The 16,870-nt window shown below is 63.1% G+C and carries 19 protein-coding genes and 1 pseudogene; 14 read left to right on the top strand and 6 right to left on the bottom strand.

Annotated features, from left to right (window positions below; genetic code table 11):
• The first annotated feature begins 450 nt into the window (after nt 1–450).
• Complete coding sequence (locus ACLGGT_RS01460; protein ID WP_008280590.1) at nt 451–786, top strand: hypothetical protein; 336 nt, start codon at nt 451–453, stop codon at nt 784–786.
• Between the two features lie 85 nt (nt 787–871).
• On the opposite strand, the gene ribD is transcribed toward ACLGGT_RS01460, so the two are convergent.
• The 4 genes from ribD to fabA form a co-directional block, all read right to left on the bottom strand.
• On the bottom strand, nt 872–1,942 hold the full coding sequence (ribD, locus tag ACLGGT_RS01465; RefSeq protein WP_437197385.1) for a bifunctional diaminohydroxyphosphoribosylaminopyrimidine deaminase/5-amino-6-(5-phosphoribosylamino)uracil reductase RibD: 1,071 nt from the start codon (nt 1,940–1,942) through the stop codon (nt 872–874).
• A gap of 20 nt (nt 1,943–1,962) precedes the next feature.
• A complete protein-coding gene (nrdR, locus tag ACLGGT_RS01470; RefSeq protein WP_008280592.1) occupies nt 1,963–2,445 on the bottom strand; it encodes a transcriptional regulator NrdR in 483 nt (160 codons plus the stop codon).
• Between the two features lie 135 nt (nt 2,446–2,580).
• Nucleotides 2,581–3,012: a hypothetical protein gene (locus tag ACLGGT_RS01475; protein ID WP_437194882.1), complete on the bottom strand. Its 432-nt coding sequence runs from the start codon at nt 3,010–3,012 to the stop codon at nt 2,581–2,583.
• 23 nt (nt 3,013–3,035) lie between these two features.
• Nucleotides 3,036–3,545 (bottom strand): bifunctional 3-hydroxydecanoyl-ACP dehydratase/trans-2-decenoyl-ACP isomerase, encoded by a 510-nt coding sequence (gene fabA, locus ACLGGT_RS01480; protein WP_008280595.1) that lies wholly within the window; start codon nt 3,543–3,545, stop codon nt 3,036–3,038.
• A 189-nt stretch (nt 3,546–3,734) separates the two neighbouring features.
• Between fabA and irrA the strand changes: the two genes are divergently transcribed.
• From irrA to ACLGGT_RS01495, 3 genes are all read left to right on the top strand, one after another.
• On the top strand, nt 3,735–4,154 hold the full coding sequence (gene irrA, locus ACLGGT_RS01485; protein WP_037297550.1) for an iron response transcriptional regulator IrrA: 420 nt from the start codon (nt 3,735–3,737) through the stop codon (nt 4,152–4,154).
• 11 nt (nt 4,155–4,165) lie between these two features.
• A complete protein-coding gene (locus ACLGGT_RS01490; RefSeq protein ID WP_437194883.1) occupies nt 4,166–5,155 on the top strand; it encodes an NADPH:quinone reductase in 990 nt (329 codons plus the stop codon).
• Nucleotides 5,156–5,321: 166 nt separating this feature from the next.
• Entirely contained in the window at nt 5,322–5,960 is a 639-nt protein-coding gene (locus ACLGGT_RS01495) for a hypothetical protein (RefSeq protein WP_375553125.1), read from the top strand.
• A gap of 180 nt (nt 5,961–6,140) precedes the next feature.
• Here ACLGGT_RS01495 and ACLGGT_RS01500 read toward each other — a convergent pair whose 3' ends face one another.
• Entirely contained in the window at nt 6,141–6,569 is a 429-nt protein-coding gene (locus tag ACLGGT_RS01500) for an FKBP-type peptidyl-prolyl cis-trans isomerase (RefSeq protein ID WP_008280601.1), read from the bottom strand.
• 205 nt (nt 6,570–6,774) lie between these two features.
• Between ACLGGT_RS01500 and ACLGGT_RS01505 the strand changes: the two genes are divergently transcribed.
• The 7 genes and pseudogenes from ACLGGT_RS01505 (at nt 6,775) to ACLGGT_RS01535 (ending at nt 13,047) form a co-directional block, all read left to right on the top strand.
• Nucleotides 6,775–7,461, top strand: a complete 687-nt coding sequence (locus tag ACLGGT_RS01505; protein ID WP_437194884.1) for a haloacid dehalogenase type II — start codon at nt 6,775–6,777, stop codon at nt 7,459–7,461.
• Nucleotides 7,461–8,294 (top strand): alpha/beta fold hydrolase, encoded by an 834-nt coding sequence (locus ACLGGT_RS01510; protein ID WP_437194885.1) that lies wholly within the window; start codon nt 7,461–7,463, stop codon nt 8,292–8,294. Before ACLGGT_RS01505 ends, ACLGGT_RS01510 begins: the two co-directional genes overlap by 1 nt.
• Nucleotides 8,291–9,268, top strand: coding sequence for a threonine ammonia-lyase (locus ACLGGT_RS01515; RefSeq protein WP_151978783.1), 978 nt, complete (start codon nt 8,291–8,293; stop codon nt 9,266–9,268). The genes ACLGGT_RS01510 and ACLGGT_RS01515 overlap by 4 nt, the downstream gene beginning before the upstream one ends.
• Before the next feature lie 161 nt (nt 9,269–9,429).
• A complete protein-coding gene (locus tag ACLGGT_RS01520) occupies nt 9,430–9,753 on the top strand; it encodes a hypothetical protein (protein WP_008280605.1) in 324 nt (107 codons plus the stop codon).
• 50 nt (nt 9,754–9,803) lie between these two features.
• Nucleotides 9,804–10,601 carry a 3-oxoadipate enol-lactonase gene (pcaD, locus tag ACLGGT_RS01525; protein WP_437194886.1) on the top strand — a complete coding sequence of 266 codons (798 nt, stop codon included), beginning with the start codon at nt 9,804–9,806 and terminating at the stop codon, nt 10,599–10,601.
• Nucleotides 10,602–10,667: 66 nt separating this feature from the next.
• Nucleotides 10,668–11,752: pseudogene (locus tag ACLGGT_RS01530) on the top strand (alcohol dehydrogenase catalytic domain-containing protein).
• A 62-nt stretch (nt 11,753–11,814) separates the two neighbouring features.
• A complete protein-coding gene (locus ACLGGT_RS01535) occupies nt 11,815–13,047 on the top strand; it encodes a mandelate racemase/muconate lactonizing enzyme family protein (RefSeq protein ID WP_008280608.1) in 1,233 nt (410 codons plus the stop codon).
• A gap of 3 nt (nt 13,048–13,050) precedes the next feature.
• On the opposite strand, the gene ACLGGT_RS01540 is transcribed toward ACLGGT_RS01535, so the two are convergent.
• The gene (locus ACLGGT_RS01540; protein ID WP_008280609.1) at nt 13,051–13,971 is read right to left on the bottom strand and encodes a LysR family transcriptional regulator; all 921 of its coding nucleotides are present in this window, start codon (nt 13,969–13,971) and stop codon (nt 13,051–13,053) included.
• 105 nt (nt 13,972–14,076) lie between these two features.
• Between ACLGGT_RS01540 and metF the strand changes: the two genes are divergently transcribed.
• The 3 genes from metF to ACLGGT_RS01555 all read left to right on the top strand — a co-directional run bounded on the left by metF (nt 14,077) and on the right by ACLGGT_RS01555 (nt 16,817).
• Nucleotides 14,077–14,943 carry a methylenetetrahydrofolate reductase [NAD(P)H] gene (metF, locus tag ACLGGT_RS01545; protein WP_008280610.1) on the top strand — a complete coding sequence of 289 codons (867 nt, stop codon included), beginning with the start codon at nt 14,077–14,079 and terminating at the stop codon, nt 14,941–14,943.
• Between the two features lie 61 nt (nt 14,944–15,004).
• Nucleotides 15,005–15,496, top strand: coding sequence for a PaaI family thioesterase (locus ACLGGT_RS01550; RefSeq protein WP_437194887.1), 492 nt, complete (start codon nt 15,005–15,007; stop codon nt 15,494–15,496).
• Nucleotides 15,497–15,578: 82 nt separating this feature from the next.
• Nucleotides 15,579–16,817 carry an aspartate kinase gene (locus ACLGGT_RS01555; protein ID WP_008280612.1) on the top strand — a complete coding sequence of 413 codons (1,239 nt, stop codon included), beginning with the start codon at nt 15,579–15,581 and terminating at the stop codon, nt 16,815–16,817.
• Nucleotides 16,818–16,870: the final 53 nt, after the last annotated feature.

Here is a 16,870-nt window from a genome sequence, read left to right on the forward strand (position 1 = left end):
CCCCTCACTTGCCGCATGCTTGAGACTGCGGCCCCAAGGCCGCAGTGTCTAACGCGCCAGGCGCGACCTGCAAGAATGTCTAGCGCGGGATCGCGACCTGTCGGGTATGGGGGCGGCCCAGCGCAAAGGCGCGCCGCGCTGTCGAGAGATCACTCAAAGTATCTTTGGAGACCATGCAAAGCCCGCAGGCTAGGTGCATACTGAAGTTGTGCAAGACGTTGCCACACACGCGCGAGGCCAAATCCAAATGCGTAAGTCGCTGAAAATCGTCTACGAATACAGAGGCAGCCGCGCCAGTCTGACGGATGGCGGTCTCTTGAATTACAGTCTCATCGACGCGCGTTCCGGGGGCTGCCGCCCCTGTCGGGCATGTCGATCACCTTCGATATCGCTGCGACGGTCTCTCACAGCCTAACTTCATTTCCACCTCACTTGGTAAAGGGCACACCCATGGAAACTCTGTCTGGACATACGCCGATCAAGGACCCTGCTGTTGGACCCAACCTTCTCGCGCTGGCGCGGGAGCGTCGCGTTGCCGCAGTCGACGGCCATCCGCGGCTGGCTTATGTCGCGCGGTTGCGCGACCATATGGGGCTTCAGCATGAGATCGCCTTTGCGACCTCAACAGAGTTCGAAACCGTCGAGAAGAACACACGAGAGAACGGCCTTTGCGACAAGATCGTAGTGCTGGACATGAATGTGCGCGCGATCAAGCCGCGCCCTCTGGTGTTGTCGCCCTGCCAGCGTATCAAGGCGTATCACGCGCTGGCAATCGCGGCGGAATAAGGCACGCGAGCGCGCGTCGTCGAAGGACGGCGTGCGATGGCAAACCTTGTCGGATCAAACACCGGGTGGGGTGCGTGGCTTGGCGTCAGGCGCGGGACCAGCGGTGCATCACATCGCCGCCCAAGGCGCGGGTTTCTACCAGCCGGTAGCGTTGGGCCTCGTCCAGCCGCGCGAGGCCCAGAGCGCCGACGCCCGGCAGACCTTCGGCACCGATGGCAAATCCTGCGGTAAAGCCCACCAACTCATCCACCAGCCCTGCCGAGAGGAGCGATGCCGCGAGCGCCCCGCCACCTTCGCAGAAGACCCGCGTCAGCCCTTCGGCCCCGAGCGCATGGAGCACCGAGGCTGGATCGACCTGGCCTTGTGTCACCTCGCAGGGCAAGAGGCGTGCGCCAATGCCCTGCCAAGCCTTGACCAGCGCCGGATCGACATGTGGCCCGTGGCAGAGCCAGAGCGGCACATCGCGCGCTGTGCGGGCGAGATTGCTGAGGAGCGGCAGATCAAGGCGGCGCGAGACCACGACCCGCACCGGTTGGCGGCGCGCGCCCATGTCACGCACGGTGAGTTGCGGATCATCTGCACGCGCGGTCCCTGCACCCACCATCACCGCGTCATGACGGGCGCGCAGGCCGTGGACCACGCGCCGCGCCTCTGGCCCGGTGATCCATTGGCTGTGTCCGGCCGCGGTGGCGATGCGGCCATCAAAGCTCGAGGCGAGTTTGAGCGTCACAAGGGGCCGCCCGATTTCGTTGCGCATGAGAAAGCCGGCCAGATCACGCCCGGCCTGTTCTGCCATGACGCCGGTGCGCACCTCGATGCCCGCCGCGCGCAGCATGGCAAAGCCACGACCGGCGACGCGCGGATCATTATCGTCAAACGGGGCCACGACCCGCGCAATGCCCGCCGCAATAAGTGCCTCGGCGCAGGGTGGGGTTTGGCCGTGATGCGCGCAAGGTTCGAGCGAGACATAGGCCGTGGCCCCGCGCGCCAGTTCCCCCGCCTGTGCCAGCGCCTGAGGTTCGGCATGGGGCCGCCCGCCCGGCGAGGTCCAGCCACGCCCGACGATGCGCCCGCCCTGCACGATGACGCAACCCACGGCGGGGTTGGGCGCGCATTGGCCCATCCCCCGCCGCCCCAGCGACAGGGCCAGCGCCATAAAGCGGGCGTCGGCGCCGGTCACGCGTCCGGTTTGGGATTATGGGCCGCGTCCTCGGGCCGCAATTCGCTGACGAAGCGGTCGAAATCATCCGCTTCCTGAAAGTTCTTGTAGACGCTGGCAAAGCGCACATAGGCCACGGTGTCGATCCGTGCGAGGCTTTCCATCACGATCTCGCCCACGGTTTTCGAGGGAATATCGGTCTCGCCCATGCTTTCCAACCGTCGCACGATGCCCGAAATCATCTGTTCGATGCGCTCGGGCTCTATGGGTCGTTTCTGGAGCGCGATGCGGATCGAGCGTTCCAGCTTGTCGCGGTCGAAATCCTCGCGCCGACCATTGGATTTCACAACGACCAGATCGCGCAGTTGCACGCGCTCATAGGTGGTGAAACGACCGCCGCAGCCCGGGCAAAACCTGCGCCTGCGGATCGAGACATGCTCTTCCGCTGGGCGCGAATCCTTGACCTGTGTGTCGATATTTCCGCAAAACGGGCAGCGCATTGGCCGTCCCCCTTTTCTGTCCTTGCCTCTTGGATCATGGGTCTGATGCCCAGTTATCCACAGCCACTATAGGCCAGCCGCAAGGTTTTGGGTAGGGGGGATTTTACTGCCCCAGATCATGGGGACGAAGCGGGATCAAAAGCTGTAATTTACGGTTCCGGCGCGGCATTTAAGATGCGCAATCTCGCCTTTGCCGTCCTGCAACACCACCACGCCGCCAAAGCGGCTGTCGGGTTTGCTGTCGTCGACTGCGTCGAACTTATCGAACCCTGCATAGACCTCGTAAATCACGGCGTTGTTGCGCAGGCGCACCGCCTCCCAGATGGTGCGACCGATGCCGGGCCATGGAACGAGTTCGGCCCCGTCGCCGATGGGGCGTGTCAGCGCCAGCTCTGGCGTGCCGCCTTTGGGGCCAAAGCGGTAACTGACCTCGGTGTCGCTGCGGCAGACGCTGAGCGCCTTGCTGCCTCGCTCCATGTCGCAGGTGATGAAAGCTGTCTGGCCTTCGGGACAGGCGATGGCGGGATAGGCGATGATGCTTACGAGGGCCGCAATCCATCCACGCATTCGCCCTGCCCCTCTGTGTCCGCTCAGTTTTCCGACAGCGCGACCTTCATATCCGTGACCTGATAGATCACCTCGCCATCCGCCTCGACCCTTCCATTGGCCACACCCATGGTCAGGCGCCGTGTCTGCACCGCCTTGGTGAAATCCACATAATAGGTCAGCATCTTGCGGTCGGGCCGCACCATGCCGGTGAGTTTGACCTCGCCCACGCCCAGCGCATAGCCACGCCCCTGCCAGCCACGCCAGCCAAGGTTGAAGCCGGTCAATTGCCAGAGGCCGTCAAGACCCAGACAGCCGGGCATGATCGGGTTGCCGGGAAAATGGCATTTGAAGAACCACAGGTCCGGGGTGATGTCGAACTCTGCCACCACATGCCCCTTGCCATGGGCACCGCCATCACCGGAAATCTCGGTGATGCGATCCATCATCAACATGGGCGGTTCGGGCAACTGGGCATTGCCCGGTCCGAACAACTCGCCTCGGGCACATTTAAGCAGGTCGTCACGGTCGAAGCTGCTTGGATAATCGGCCATGCAGGCGGCCCCCTTCATTGCAAATACCGGTCACTGCCCCCTCTATCATCCTGCAAAAGGCGCATGCAAGCCTGCGACATCACCGCACCTCGAATTGCCCAGTGCAGGAAATTAATTGAAACCACCCCCATGCAGGCCCTATATTGGATGAAACACGGGATGAACGAGACGATGACAGCCTATGACACGATGACCACTGAGGCCGGAACGATTGCCGGAAAATGGCTTTCCGATGCAGGATTGCGGCCCACGCGGCAGCGAATGACGCTGGCCACTTTGCTGATCGGCGATGGCAAACACCGCCATGTGACAGCCGAGAGCCTTTATGCCGACGCGCAAAACAGCGACGAGGCGGTGTCCTTGGCTACGGTCTATAACACGCTGCGCGCCTTTTGCGATGCGGGTCTGCTGCAAGAGGTGACGGTGGATGGCTCGAAGAGCTATTTTGACACCAATACCGTCGATCATCCGCATTTTTACTGGGAAGACGAGAATCGGCTGAGCGACGCCCCGGCGAGCGAGCTGGAAATTGCACGTCTGCCCAAGGCCCCGGACGGGGCCGAGATCACCTCGGTGGATGTGGTGATCCGCCTGCGCCGGACCAAGTGATCCCGCGCAGCATGCGCGCGGTCAGCTATACGCGCTTTGGCGCGGCGCATGATGTTCTGAGCCTGCATGAAACAGACACGCCTGCGCCCGCTGCGGGCGAGGTGCTGGTGCGACTGCATGTCTCGGGGGTGAACCCGTCGGATGCCAAGGCGCGGGCGGGAAGCCGCCCCGGTGTCACGAAACCCGCCTATCCGCGAATCATCCCACATTCGGACGGGGCTGGCGTTGTTGCTGCGGTGGGCGAGGGCGTCAATCCGGGGCGCATCGGGCAGCGCGTTTGGGTCTGGAACGGCCAGTGGCAACGCAGCCATGGCACCGCCGCCGAATTCATCGCCCTGCCTGCGGTGCAAGCCGTGCCTTTGCCGGATGAGGTGTCGTTCGAGGTCGGCGCGACGCTTGGTATTCCCGGCCTCACGGCGGTGCAGACGGTGTTTGGCGGCGGCGATGTGGCGGGACAGACGATCCTGATTTCTGGCGGGGCGGGGGCCGTTGGGCATATGGCCGTGCAATTGGCCCGTGCCGCCGGGGCACAGGTAATCGCCACCTGTTCGGCCCCCGCGATGGAGCGGGTGCGCGCGGCGGGGGCACACCATGTGTTCGACTATGCCGATCCGGATTTGGCGGCACAGATCATGGCGGCGACGGGTGGGCGCGGTATCTCCCGTGCCATCGAGGTGGAGTTTGGCCAAAACGCCGCTTTGCTGGCCGAGGTGATGGCCCCCAACGGCACCATCGCCGCCTATGGATCAGGCAAGGACATGGGCCCGACGCTGCCGTTTGGGCCCTATCTGTTCAAGGCGCTCAAGATCGACATCACGCTGATCTATATCCTGCCATGGCCCGCCCGCGAGGCGGCGATTGCCCGGCTGCATGCCGCACTTGAGGCGGGCACGCTGTGCCCAGAGATTGCAATGCGCCTGCCGCTGACGGATTGCGCCAAAGCGCATGAGGCGGTGATGACACCGGGGCGCGCAGGCGCGGTGTTGCTCGATATCGGCTAAGCGCCCGCCGAGAGGCCGTGGGCGTCAGTCAAGGCCACCATAATTTCCATTTCACATCAGATGCTTGATAGAATTCGGCCCCCGCCCCGGAATATTTCGCGGGGCGGCACGTTTTCACGAAACGAGATCATCAACATCTTGATTATAGGACGAAAAGGAACGGGTCATGACGACACCACACCTCAGCCGGCGCTTTTTTATCGCCGCACTTGCCGGCGGCGCAGTCACGGCGGTCGCCGGATGCGTGCCGGATATGCCGGTGATCCAGCTGCCAGGGGCATCGGCGCAGCTTGGGTTTGGGCTCTGGGCGGGGGTGCCCGGCGCGAAATTCGGGGATCGGATTGATCGCACCGTCGGGGCGCGGCGGATTCAGGGGCCGCGCCGTTGGACCCATCCGGTGACAGGCCAGCGCATGACGATCTATGTGCGCACGAAACGTGAGAAATCCGGCACCAAGACCAGCTATTACACGCTGCGCCCGGATGGCACGGCCCTGGCGCGGGTGCTCGACAAGCGACCGGGCGCGGCCAACAGATATTTCACCGGTGATGGCTTTGTGCCGGTCGGCCCATGGCGCAGCGGCATGACCAAAAGCTACAAGATGGCGCAGCATATGGGCGGCAAGACAACGCGGTTCACGGTGACGATCCGAGTGACCAGAGTGTCCTTTACCTACAAAGGCCGCCCCGGTTCGATGGAGTATATCTGGACCGAGCGGACCCAATCGGGGCGCAAGACCAAGCAGCTGCGTTATATCTACAGCCCTGGCATCGGATTGGCGGATGTGGACAACCTGATGAAATGAGCGCGCGCGCGACCGGGATCAGAGCAGATTGCGCCTGATCGGGGTCACATCGCCCCGGCCTTCGAGCCGGGGCCTCCACGCTGCTGCGGTGAGGTCCCGGGTCAAGCCGGGACGGGTGTGGTTTCGATCAGCGCATCACGCCCCGGAAAACTCCGGTCGCGCCCCTTGGCACTTGGAGGCCTAGCCGATGGCCACCAGTTCGATGGCAAAGGTCAGGTCCTTGCCTGCGAGCGGGTGGTTGGCATCCAGCACGACTTCGGTGTCGGAGACTTCGGCCACCGTCACCGGCAGCACCTGACCCTGCGGCGTCTGCATCTGCAACTGTGTGCCCGGATCAAGCGGGATTTCCGCCGGGATATCGGCGCGGGGCACGGCCTGCCGGGCATTGGGATCCGGCTGGCCATAGGCCATATCGGCGGGCACCTGAACGGTTTTCTTGTCCCCCACGGTCATGCCAGGGATCGCGGCATCAAGGCCGGGGATGATCTGGCCCGAGCCTACGGTGAATTCCAGCGGATCGCGGCCCGCGCTCGAATCAAAGGTGGCACCATCGGCCAGCGTGCCAGTGTAATGAATGCGGACAGTATCGCCCGATTTGACCTGCGTCATGGGATTTCCAATCTGTTGTGAAGGGGGATGGGTTTGCAAGGCCACGCAAGGATTGCGCGGGTGCTTGAGACGACTGTCTGTCAATTTAGGCAAGCTGATCCGGATTTGCAAACCGATGCCCAAACTCTGACGCGGCCGTGGTGTTCGGGGTCTTTCCCCCTCTGACGTTCCGTGACAGTCTGCGCGCAACGAACGAGGGGACACGATGCCGATTACCACCTGCATTTTTGATGCCTATGGCACGCTCTTTGACGTGGCCGCCGCCGCCCGCAATGCCGCGTCCGAGCAGGGACGCGAGGTTTTTGCCCGGCACTGGCCCGCGATTGCCGAGAAATGGCGGCTGAAACAGTTGCAATACACCTGGCTGCGCGCCGTGATGGGGCAACACACCGGGTTTTGGCAGGTCACACAGGACGGGCTGGATTGGGCGCTGGAGGCGGAGGGATTGCAGGGCGACAGCGACTTGCGCGCGCGGCTTTTGCAGCTTTATTGGGAGCTTGAGGCCTATGCCGAAGTGCCCGCCATGCTGGCCGCGCTGAAAGCGGCGGGGATGAAGACCGCCATCCTCTCGAACGGATCGCCGGATATGCTGCAGGGCGCGGTAGACTCTGCCGGGATTGGCGATGTGCTTGATGATGTGCTCTCGGTGGAGAGTGTGGGCATCTTCAAACCGGCGCGGGGGGTCTATGATCTGGTGGGGCAGCGGTTTGGCTCTGCGCCGGATGAGGTGCTTTTTGTATCGTCGAATGGCTGGGATGCGTCTGCGGCGGCAGGCTATGGGTTTACGACCGCTTGGGTCAACCGCGCGGGTGATCCGGTGGATCGCCTGCCCGCCACACCGCGCCACCAATTGCGCGACCTCACGGGCGTCCCCGATCTGGTGCGCGGCTGATGGGGCGGTTTAGCACCTCGGACGGCGTGTCGCTCTATTACTCTGATGAGGGGGCGGGCGCGCCGATCCTGTGCCTTGCGGGGCTGACGCGCAACAGCGCCGATTTCAGCTTTGTCGCGCCGCATCTGGCGGGCTACCGCGTGATTTGCATGGATTATCGCGGGCGCGGGCAATCGGATCATGCGTCCGATTTCATGTCTTACAACATCCTGCGCGAAGGGCAGGATGCGATTGAACTGATGGACCATCTGGGGCTGGAGCGCGTGACGCTGATCGGCACATCGCGCGGCGGGCTGATCGCCATGGCGCTGGCCTATGGGCAGCCTGAACGCCTGCGCGGTGTCGTGCTCAATGACATCGGGCCAGAGGTGGCCCCCATCGGGATCGAGCGGATCATGGAATACGTGGGCAATGAGCCGGCGCAGGCCGATCTGGAGCAGTGCGCCGCCGCGCTTGCCCATGTCCATGCCGCTGGCTTTCCCGATGTGCCGCTGAGTCGCTGGCGGCAACAGGCCGAGCTCATGTTCTATGAGAAACCGGGCGGCGGGCTTGGCCTGCGCTATGACGCGCGGCTGCGCGATGCGCTGGTGGGGCAAGCGGGGGCGGGCGAGGCAGTGGACCTGTGGCAACTTTTCGACGCGCTGCGCGATATTCCCACCGCCGCGATCCGAGGGGCGAATTCCGACCTTCTGAGCCTTGAGACCTTTGAGAAAATGCAGGCGCGTCATCCCGCACTTATCACCGCCACCGTGCCCGACCGGGGCCATGTGCCCTTTCTCGACGAACCGCAATCCCTCGGCGCGATACGCGCCCTATTGGACCTGACAAAATGACCGACATCACGATGATCCGCGCCGCCGCCACCCGTCTTGCGGGCCATGCAAGGCGCACGCCGCTGCTCTCTTCGCCCTTTCTGGACGAGATCGCGGGACGGCGCGTATTCGTGAAACCCGAATGCCTGCAACATACCGGCAGTTTCAAATATCGCGGTGCGCGCTCGGCTGTGTCGGCGCTGGATGAGGGCACCCGCGCGCGGGGCGTGATCGCCTTTTCCAGCGGCAACCATGCGCAGGGTGTGGCGCTGGCGGCGCGGCAATTCGGGGTGCCCAGTGTCATCATCATGCCCGGCGACGCGCCGCGCATGAAAATCGACAACACCCGCGCGCTGGGGGCCGAGGTGGTGCTTTACGACCGTGCGACCGAAGATCGAGACGCCATCGGCGCGGCGCTGAGTTCTGAGCGCGGTCTGACCCTGATCAAACCCTTTGACGAGCCACAGGTGATCGCAGGCCAAGGCACCATCGGGCTGGAGATTGCCGAGGATGCGGCGGCCATGGGCATTACCCGCGCCGATGTGCTGGTTTGCTGCGGCGGTGGCGGTCTGACCTCGGGGATCGCCCTTGCGCTTGAGGCGGATGCGCCGGGGCTGCGCGCGCGCCCTTGTGAGCCGGAAGGCTTTGATGACGTCGCCCGTTCGCTGGCATCGGGCCAGATCGAGCGTAACGCCCGCACCGCGGGCAGTCTCTGCGATGCCATCATCACGCCGCAGCCGGGGAACATCACCTTTCCGATCATGCAGCTGCTGTGCGGTCCGGGATTGGTGGTGAGCGAGGATGAGGCGCTGCACGCGGTGGCGCTGGCCTTTTCCCGGCTTAAACTGGTGGCAGAACCGGGCGGTGCCGTGGCGCTGGCGGCCGCCCTTTTTCGGGCCGATCAGATCGAGGGCGAGGCGGTTTTCGTCACCATTTCTGGCGGCAATGTCGATGCGGATGTATTCTGCGATGCGCTGTCGCGCTTTGCTGTCTGAGCTCTGATCATGGGCCAAACCTGAGCCGCGTCATACTGCGCCGGTATGGAAAACCGGACTTGAACTGACGCAAGGTAAGCTGCAACACTCACCCCAGAAGAACGCCATCATTCACTCCAAAAACATTTTAATGCCACGGACTTGTGGCACAGGAGGATACTATGGCTGTTTTAAATGCTCAGGCAATTTTTCTGATTGTCCTGTCGGCGCTAGGTTATTCGATCGCGACAATTGGACTGAAGATGGGGTCATCCACGATCAGCCTCGCGGCAATCGGCTTGGTTGCGCTTGGCTTTGGGGCGGCGGCACTGTGCGAAATCGAGATCCTGCGCCATGTTGATCTTGGGGTCGTCTATATCTCGATCATCGGTCTGGAAACACTGATCGTGCTCAGCTATGCGTGGTTCATTGGCGAGGCGCTCAGCGTGCGTCAGATCGGTGGTGCGACCATGGTGTTGGCGGGCCTTGCTGTGGTGTCGCACTGACAGAGGGGACCTGCCCCCGCGTCGCGCCCAAGGGACAAGGAGCGACGCGGATGATGTTTGATACAGGCGATGTGACCCTGCATTACCTCAACGAAGGCGACCCCGAAGGCGCGCCCATCGTCTTTGCCCATGCGCTTGGCACCGGCACGTTTCTGTGGGATGCGGTGGTGCCGCTGTTGCCGCCCGGCCTGCGGATCATCCGCTATGATGCGCGCGGGCATGGGCAATCCTCGACCCCGCCTGCCCCCTATTCCATGGGCGCGCTCATCCGCGATGCCGAGCGATTGCTGGATCACTTGCAGGTGCGTGAGGCGATGTTTGTCGGCCTTTCGATTGGCGGGATGGTGGCGCAGGGGCTGGCGGTAAAGCGCCCCGACCTCATTCGGGCGCTGGTGCTGTCCAATACCGGGGCCAAGATCGGCACGCCCACGCTTTGGGCCGAGCGGATCGCCACCGCACGCCGCGCGGGCGGCATGGCAGAGCTGGCGCGCGGATCGTGTGAACGGTGGTTCACGCGCAGCTATCTTAGGGAAAACAGGCACTTGCCATGGTTTGAGCAGCTTTGCCAGCATGATCCGGAGGGCTATGTCGGCTGTGCCGCTGCCATTTCCGGCACGGATTTCTACACGCCCACCTCTGGCCTGCGCCTGCCCACGCTGGGCATTGCGGGGGCCGAGGATGGCTCGACCCCGCCGGATCTTGTGCGCGAGACGGTGAACCTAATCCCCGGCTCAAAATTCGAGCTGATGCGCCGCACCGGGCATGTGCCCCCGGTGGATCAGCCGCAAGAATACGCGCGGCTGCTGTCAGAGTTTCTGCGCGCCACGGGGCATATCGGCCACGCCTGATAGAAACCCGCTTGCGGTGACACGCGAATCCGGATCACTTGCGCCCAGCATTGGAAGGGAGGCCCCATGCAGACCATCACAGCCGCCGTATGCCATGAATTTGGCGCGCCTCTCGTGATCGAACCGGTGCATCTGCGCGCGCCCGAGGCGGGTGAGGTGCAAGTCGAGGTCAAGGCGGTGGCGATTTGCCACTCGGATATTTCCTATGCAATGGGGGTTGGGGCGGCACCCTGCCCGCCGTTTACGGCCATGAGGCGGCGGGGATTGTGAGCGCGGTTGGCGCGGGTGTCCCCGGCTTTGCGTTGGGCGATCCGGTGGTGGTGACGCTCATCCGCGCCTGCGGGCACTGCGCGCCCTGCGCCACGGGCCGCCCAACGGGATGCGAGACGCCACAAGACGACGGGCACGGCCCGCTTTCGACGCTCTCGGGGGGAAGATTGCATCAGGCCATGGCCTGCGGGGCCTTTGCCACATCTGTTGTGGTGCATCACAGCCAGATCGTGAAAATCCCGCATGGGATCGACATGGCGGCGGCCAGCCTATTGGCCTGCGGGGTGATTACCGGCGTGGGGGCCGTGATCAATGCGGCCAATCTGCGCGCGGGGCAGGATGTGGTGGTGATTGGGGCAGGCGGTGTTGGCCTTAACGCCATTCAGGGCGCACGCATCGCGGGCGCGCGGCGGATCGTGGCGGTGGATATGACCGAGGACAAGCTGGCCGCCGCCCGTGAATTCGGCGCGACCGATGGTGTCTTGGCGACCGAGGAAAAGCCGTGGCGCAGCGCCAAGGCGGCGATGGGACGCGGGGCCGATGCGGTGCTTGTCACCGTGGGCGCGGCCAAGGCCTATGATCTGGCGCCGCGCTATCTGGCCGGGGGTGGCAAGGTGATCATGGTCGGCATGCCCCATACGGGTGCCGCCTCAAGCTATGAAGCCGCGAGTTTCGCCGCGATGGGACAATCCATGGTCGGCTCCAAGATGGGCGAGGCGGTCATTCGCCGCGATATTCCGTGGATGGTCGATCTTTATGGTCAAGGGCGGCTCAAGCTGGACGAGCTGATTTCCCGGCGCTGGCGGTTTGACCAGATCAACGAGGCCATCGCCGATACCAAATCCGGGTCGGCCCGGCGTAATGTGATTGTGTTTGAATGACAGCCTTTCATCTGGCCGCAAATGCCGCGTGCCCCGCTCTTGCGTTTTAACAGGACACAGCCATGAAGCTCAGAGACCTTGATATCATCGTGACCGCACCGCCTGCGCCCGGCTGGGGTGGGCGCTATTGGATTTTGGTCAAGCTGACCACGGATGACGGGATCACCGGCTGGGGCGAATGCTATGCCGCGAGCGTCGGGCCTGAGGCCATGCGCGCGGTGATCGAGGATGTGTTTGCCCGCCACATGGAAGGCGAGAACCCCGAGAATATCGAGCTGATGTTCCGACGCGTCTATTCCTCGGGCTTTACCCAACGCCCGGACCTGACGGCCATCGGGGCCTTTTCGGGGCTGGAGATTGCCTGTTGGGATATTCTGGGCAAGGCGCGGGGGCGGCCTGTCTGGGCGCTTTTGGGCGGCAAGATGAACCCGCGCATTCGCGCCTATACCTATCTTTATCCCCTGCCCCATCATCCGATCACGCCATTCTGGACCTCGGCCGATATGGCCGCCGAAAGTGCGGCGGACTGCGTGGCGCGCGGTTATACGGCAGTCAAGTTCGATCCCGCAGGCCCTTATACGCTGCGCGGCGGGCATATGCCTGCGATGACGGATATATCCCTGTCGGTCGAATTTTGCCGCAAAATCCGGGCGGCAGTGGGCGACAAGGCCGATCTGCTTTTTGGCACCCATGGGCAATTCACGACCGCAGGCGCGATCCGTCTGGGCCAAGCCATCGAGCCTTATTCGCCGCTCTGGTATGAAGAGCCGGTGCCGCCCGACAATGTGGGCGCAATGGCACAGGTCGCGCGCGCGGTGCGCATCCCCGTGGCGACAGGCGAGCGGCTGACCACCAAGGCCGAGTTTGCGCCTGTGCTGCGCGAGGGCGCGGCGGCGATCCTGCAACCGGCCTTGGGCCGTGCAGGCGGTATCTGGGAGATGAAGAAAGTGGCCGCCATGGCCGAGGTCTATAACGCGCAAATGGCACCGCATCTTTATGCCGGGCCGGTGGAATGGGCGGCGAATGTGCATTTTGCCGCGTCCATTCCCAATATCCTGATGTGCGAGAGCATCGAGACCCCTTTCCATGATGCGCTGATCAAGGGCAGCATCCGGGTTGAAGGTGGTTATATCACCCCGCCAGAGGCCCCCGGTCTGGGGATCGAAGTGGATGAGGCGCTGGCGCGCGCCAACCCCTATCACGGCACCGGCCTGCATCTGGAGATGCAGGAAGCCTCCTGCGACTATACCAACGGCAACAGCTTTGCCGGGGGGGCGCCGCACGAAGAGGGCTGACGCTCAGCCCCCCACCTTATCGCCACGTTGCAGGCGCACCGGGATTTCGCGGGCAAGTTTGAGCAGATAGGCCATATAAGGCTTGTCTGCGTCATCGTCGCGGATGGCGGCATAGAGGCGTTTGGTCTTGCCTGTGGCCGTGAGGGGGCGGGTCACGTAATCCGTGCTGGTCTTGACCTCGCGCACCACCCAATCGGGCAGCACGGCGACACCACGATTGGAGGCGACCAGAAGCAGGATCACGGCGGTCAGTTCGACCTGTCGGATGCTTTTGGGTTCGACCTTGGCCGGGGTCAGCAATTCGGTGAAGACATCAAGCCGCGAGCGGTCCACCGGATAGGTAATCAGCACCTCATCGCGAAAATCCGCCGCCTCGACATAGGGTTTCTGCGCCAAAGGATGCTGGCTTGAGGCGACAAAGACCGGCTCGTAATCAAAGAGCGGTTTGAAGCTGATTCCCGGCAGATCCTCGGGGTCGGAGGAGACCACCAAATCCACCTCTTCCTTTTGCAGGGCGGGCAGCGCGTCAAAGGCCAGACCGGGGCGAATATCGACATCGACCTCGCCCCAGGTTTTGCGAAAGCGTTCCAGCACGGGAAAGAGCCATTCGAAACAGGCGTGGCATTCAATCGCGATATGCAGGCGGCCCGCGCTGCCCTCGCGCAGGCCTTCGAATTCCTGTTCCAATGCTTCGATCTCAGGCAGGATTTTTTCGGCCAGCCGCAGCAGGCGCTGACCGGCAGCAGACAGGCGTAAGGGTTTGGAACGTCTCACAAAAAGCTCGACCCCGGTCTGATCCTCAAGCCCTTTGATCTGATGGCTGAGGGCGGATTGGGTGATGTGCAACAGGTCCGCCGCACGTGCCAAACCGCCGGCCTGATGAATGGCACGGATCGTTTTCAGGTGCCGGAACTCGATATGCATTATTAGTGAACCTCATTCAAACCATGAATTTAATGAAGTTGTCTCACATTGCTGCACCTGCAACAAGAGGACAACAGATTTCACTCCTGCACGGGATGACCCAAGATGACAACGCCGCGTATCTCTTTTGAATTCTTCCCGCCCAAGACGCTTGAGGCCTCGTTTCGCCTGTGGGAGACGATCCACGCGCTTGCGCCGCTCGACCCACGGTTTGTGTCCGTGACCTACGGCGCGGGCGGCACCACCCGCGAATTGACCCGCGAGGCGGTGGGCACCTTGCACAAGGCCACGGGCCTGAATGTGGCGGCGCACCTGACCTGCGTCGATGCCAGCCGCGCCGAGACGCTGGAGATTGCCGACCAATTCGCCGCCGCTGGCGTGTCTGAGATTGTCGCCCTGCGCGGCGACCCGCCCAAGGGATCGAACGGGTTTGTGCAGCATCCGGATGGGTTCGCCAATAGCTGCGAGCTGATTTCGGCACTGGCCGATACCGGCAAGTTCACCATCCGTGTTGGTGCCTATCCCGAGAAGCACCCCGAAGCGGCAGATCAACGCGCCGATATCGACTGGCTCAAACGCAAGATTGACGCGGGCGCATCCGAGGCGATCACGCAGTTCTTCTTTGAGGCAGAGACCTTTTTCCGCTTCCGCGATGCCTGTGCGGCGGCAGGGATCAACGCGCCGATCATCCCCGGCATTCTGCCGATTGAAAACTGGGTCGGCGCGCGCAAATTCGCACTGTCCTGCGGCACGCAGGTTCCTGCGTGGCTGGATGAGGCGTTTGACAAGGCCATTCGCGACAACCGGCATGATCTGCTGGCAACCGCACTGGCGACTGAGCTGTGCAGTGACCTGCTGGATGGTGGGGTCGAAGACCTGCATTTCTACACGCTCAATCGCCCGGAATTGACGCGCGATGTGTGCCATGCCTTGGGTGTCACACCCAAAGTGACGCTGCGCGACGTCGCCTGAGCGCTTGCCGAGACAGTCGGCCCCGCCTACCCTGCACCCCGCAGGGACAGGAGGGGCCGATATGCCGTCAACCCACGCCACATCGCTGGACGAATTGCCGGACCTCGCGGCCATTTTGGCCCGAACGGGGCTGGGGTTCATCGAGGATATGATCGCCGGCCGCTTGCCCTGCCCGCCGATTGGGGCGACGCTGGGCTTTCGGCCGATTGAGGCGCGGCAGGGTCATGTGGTGTTCGAGGGGGCAGCACAGTTTGACGCCACCAACCCGATGCGCGGCGTGCATGGTGGCTGGTATGGGGCCATTCTTGACAGTTGCATGGGCTGCGCGGTGATGACGGCGCTCGAGCGTGGCGAGACCTACACAACCCTGGAATACAAGGTGAATATCACCCGCGCCCTGCCGCTTGATGTGCCGGTTCAGGCGATTGGCACGCTTGAACACAAGGGCCGCTCGACCGCCGTGGCGCGCGGCGAATTGCGCGGGCTGAGCGACGGGCGGCTCTATGCCACCGGATCGACCACCTGTTTGGTGATGCGTCCCGACGGCGCATAGATGCTCCGGGCGCAGCACCCCCTTGCGCAGCGCCCTGCCCGCGCGTAAACCGCGCCCGATACTTCGGCTCAGGACTGCACCCATGCCCGTTCTCGTGATGAAATTCGGCGGCACATCGGTCGCCAATATCGACCGCATCCGCCGCGCCGCCAAGCGTGTGGGCCTTGAGGTGGCCAAGGGCTATGACGTGATCGTCATCGTCTCGGCCATGTCGGGCAAGACCAACGAACTGGTCGGCTGGGTCAATGAAATCGCGCCCTTACATGATGCACGCGAATATGACGCCGTGGTCAGCGCGGGCGAGAATGTGACGGCGGGGCTGATGGCGCTTACGTTGCAGGAAATGGACATCCCGGCGCGCAGTTGGCAGGGCTGGCAGGTGCCGCTCAAGACCAATTCCGCGCATTCCGCCGCCCGGATCGAGGAAATCCCGACCGAGAACATCAATGGCCGCTTTGCCCAAGGCATGCGCGTGGCCGTTGTGGCGGGCTTTCAAGGGGTTTCGCCCGAGGGCCGCATCACCACGCTGGGCCGTGGCGGATCGGACACCACCGCCGTGGCCTTTGCCGCCGCCTTTGATGCGGAACGCTGCGATATCTACACCGATGTGGACGGGGTCTATACCACCGATCCGCGCATCACCTCCAAGGCGCGCAAGCTTGATAAGATCGCGTTTGAGGAAATGTTGGAACTGGCCTCGCTGGGGGCCAAGGTGCTGCAAACCCGTTCCGTGGAACTGGCGATGCGGTATAATGTGAAACTGCGGGTGCTCAGCAGTTTCGAGGAACCATCTGATGAGGCCGGCACGCTGGTCTGCGCCGAGGAGGAAATCATGGAATCAAAGGTTGTCAGCGGCATCGCCTATTCCCGCGACGAGGCGAAAATGACCCTCATTTCGGTGGCGGACCGCCCCGGCATCGCGGCCGCCATCTTTGGGCCCCTGTCCGAGGCGGGCGTGAATGTCGATATGATCATCCAGAATATCGCCGAAGAAGGCCGCACGGATATGACCTTTTCTTGCCCCACGGATCAGGTGATCCGCGCCGAGAAGGCGCTACGCGAGGCCAAGGACCGCGGCGACATCAATTATCACGACCTTGTGGCCGATACCAATGTGGCCAAGATTTCGGCAGTGGGCATCGGCATGCGCAGCCAATCGGGTGTTGCCGCCAAGATGTTCAAGACGCTGAGCGATGAAGGAATCAACATCAAGGTGATTGCAACCTCCGAGATCAAGATTTCCGTGCTGATCGACCGGAAATACATGGAACTCGCGGTGCAGGCACTGCATGATGCGTTCGAGTTGGACAAAGCGGCCTGACCCGGCCACAGCATCCCTGCCGCCGGGTCTGGCCAATCCCTGAATCTGCTTGG

Origin of the sequence: Roseovarius sp. MS2 (assembly GCF_051447875.1) — a bacterium.
Taxonomy (GTDB): domain Bacteria; phylum Pseudomonadota; class Alphaproteobacteria; order Rhodobacterales; family Rhodobacteraceae; genus Roseovarius; species Roseovarius mucosus_A.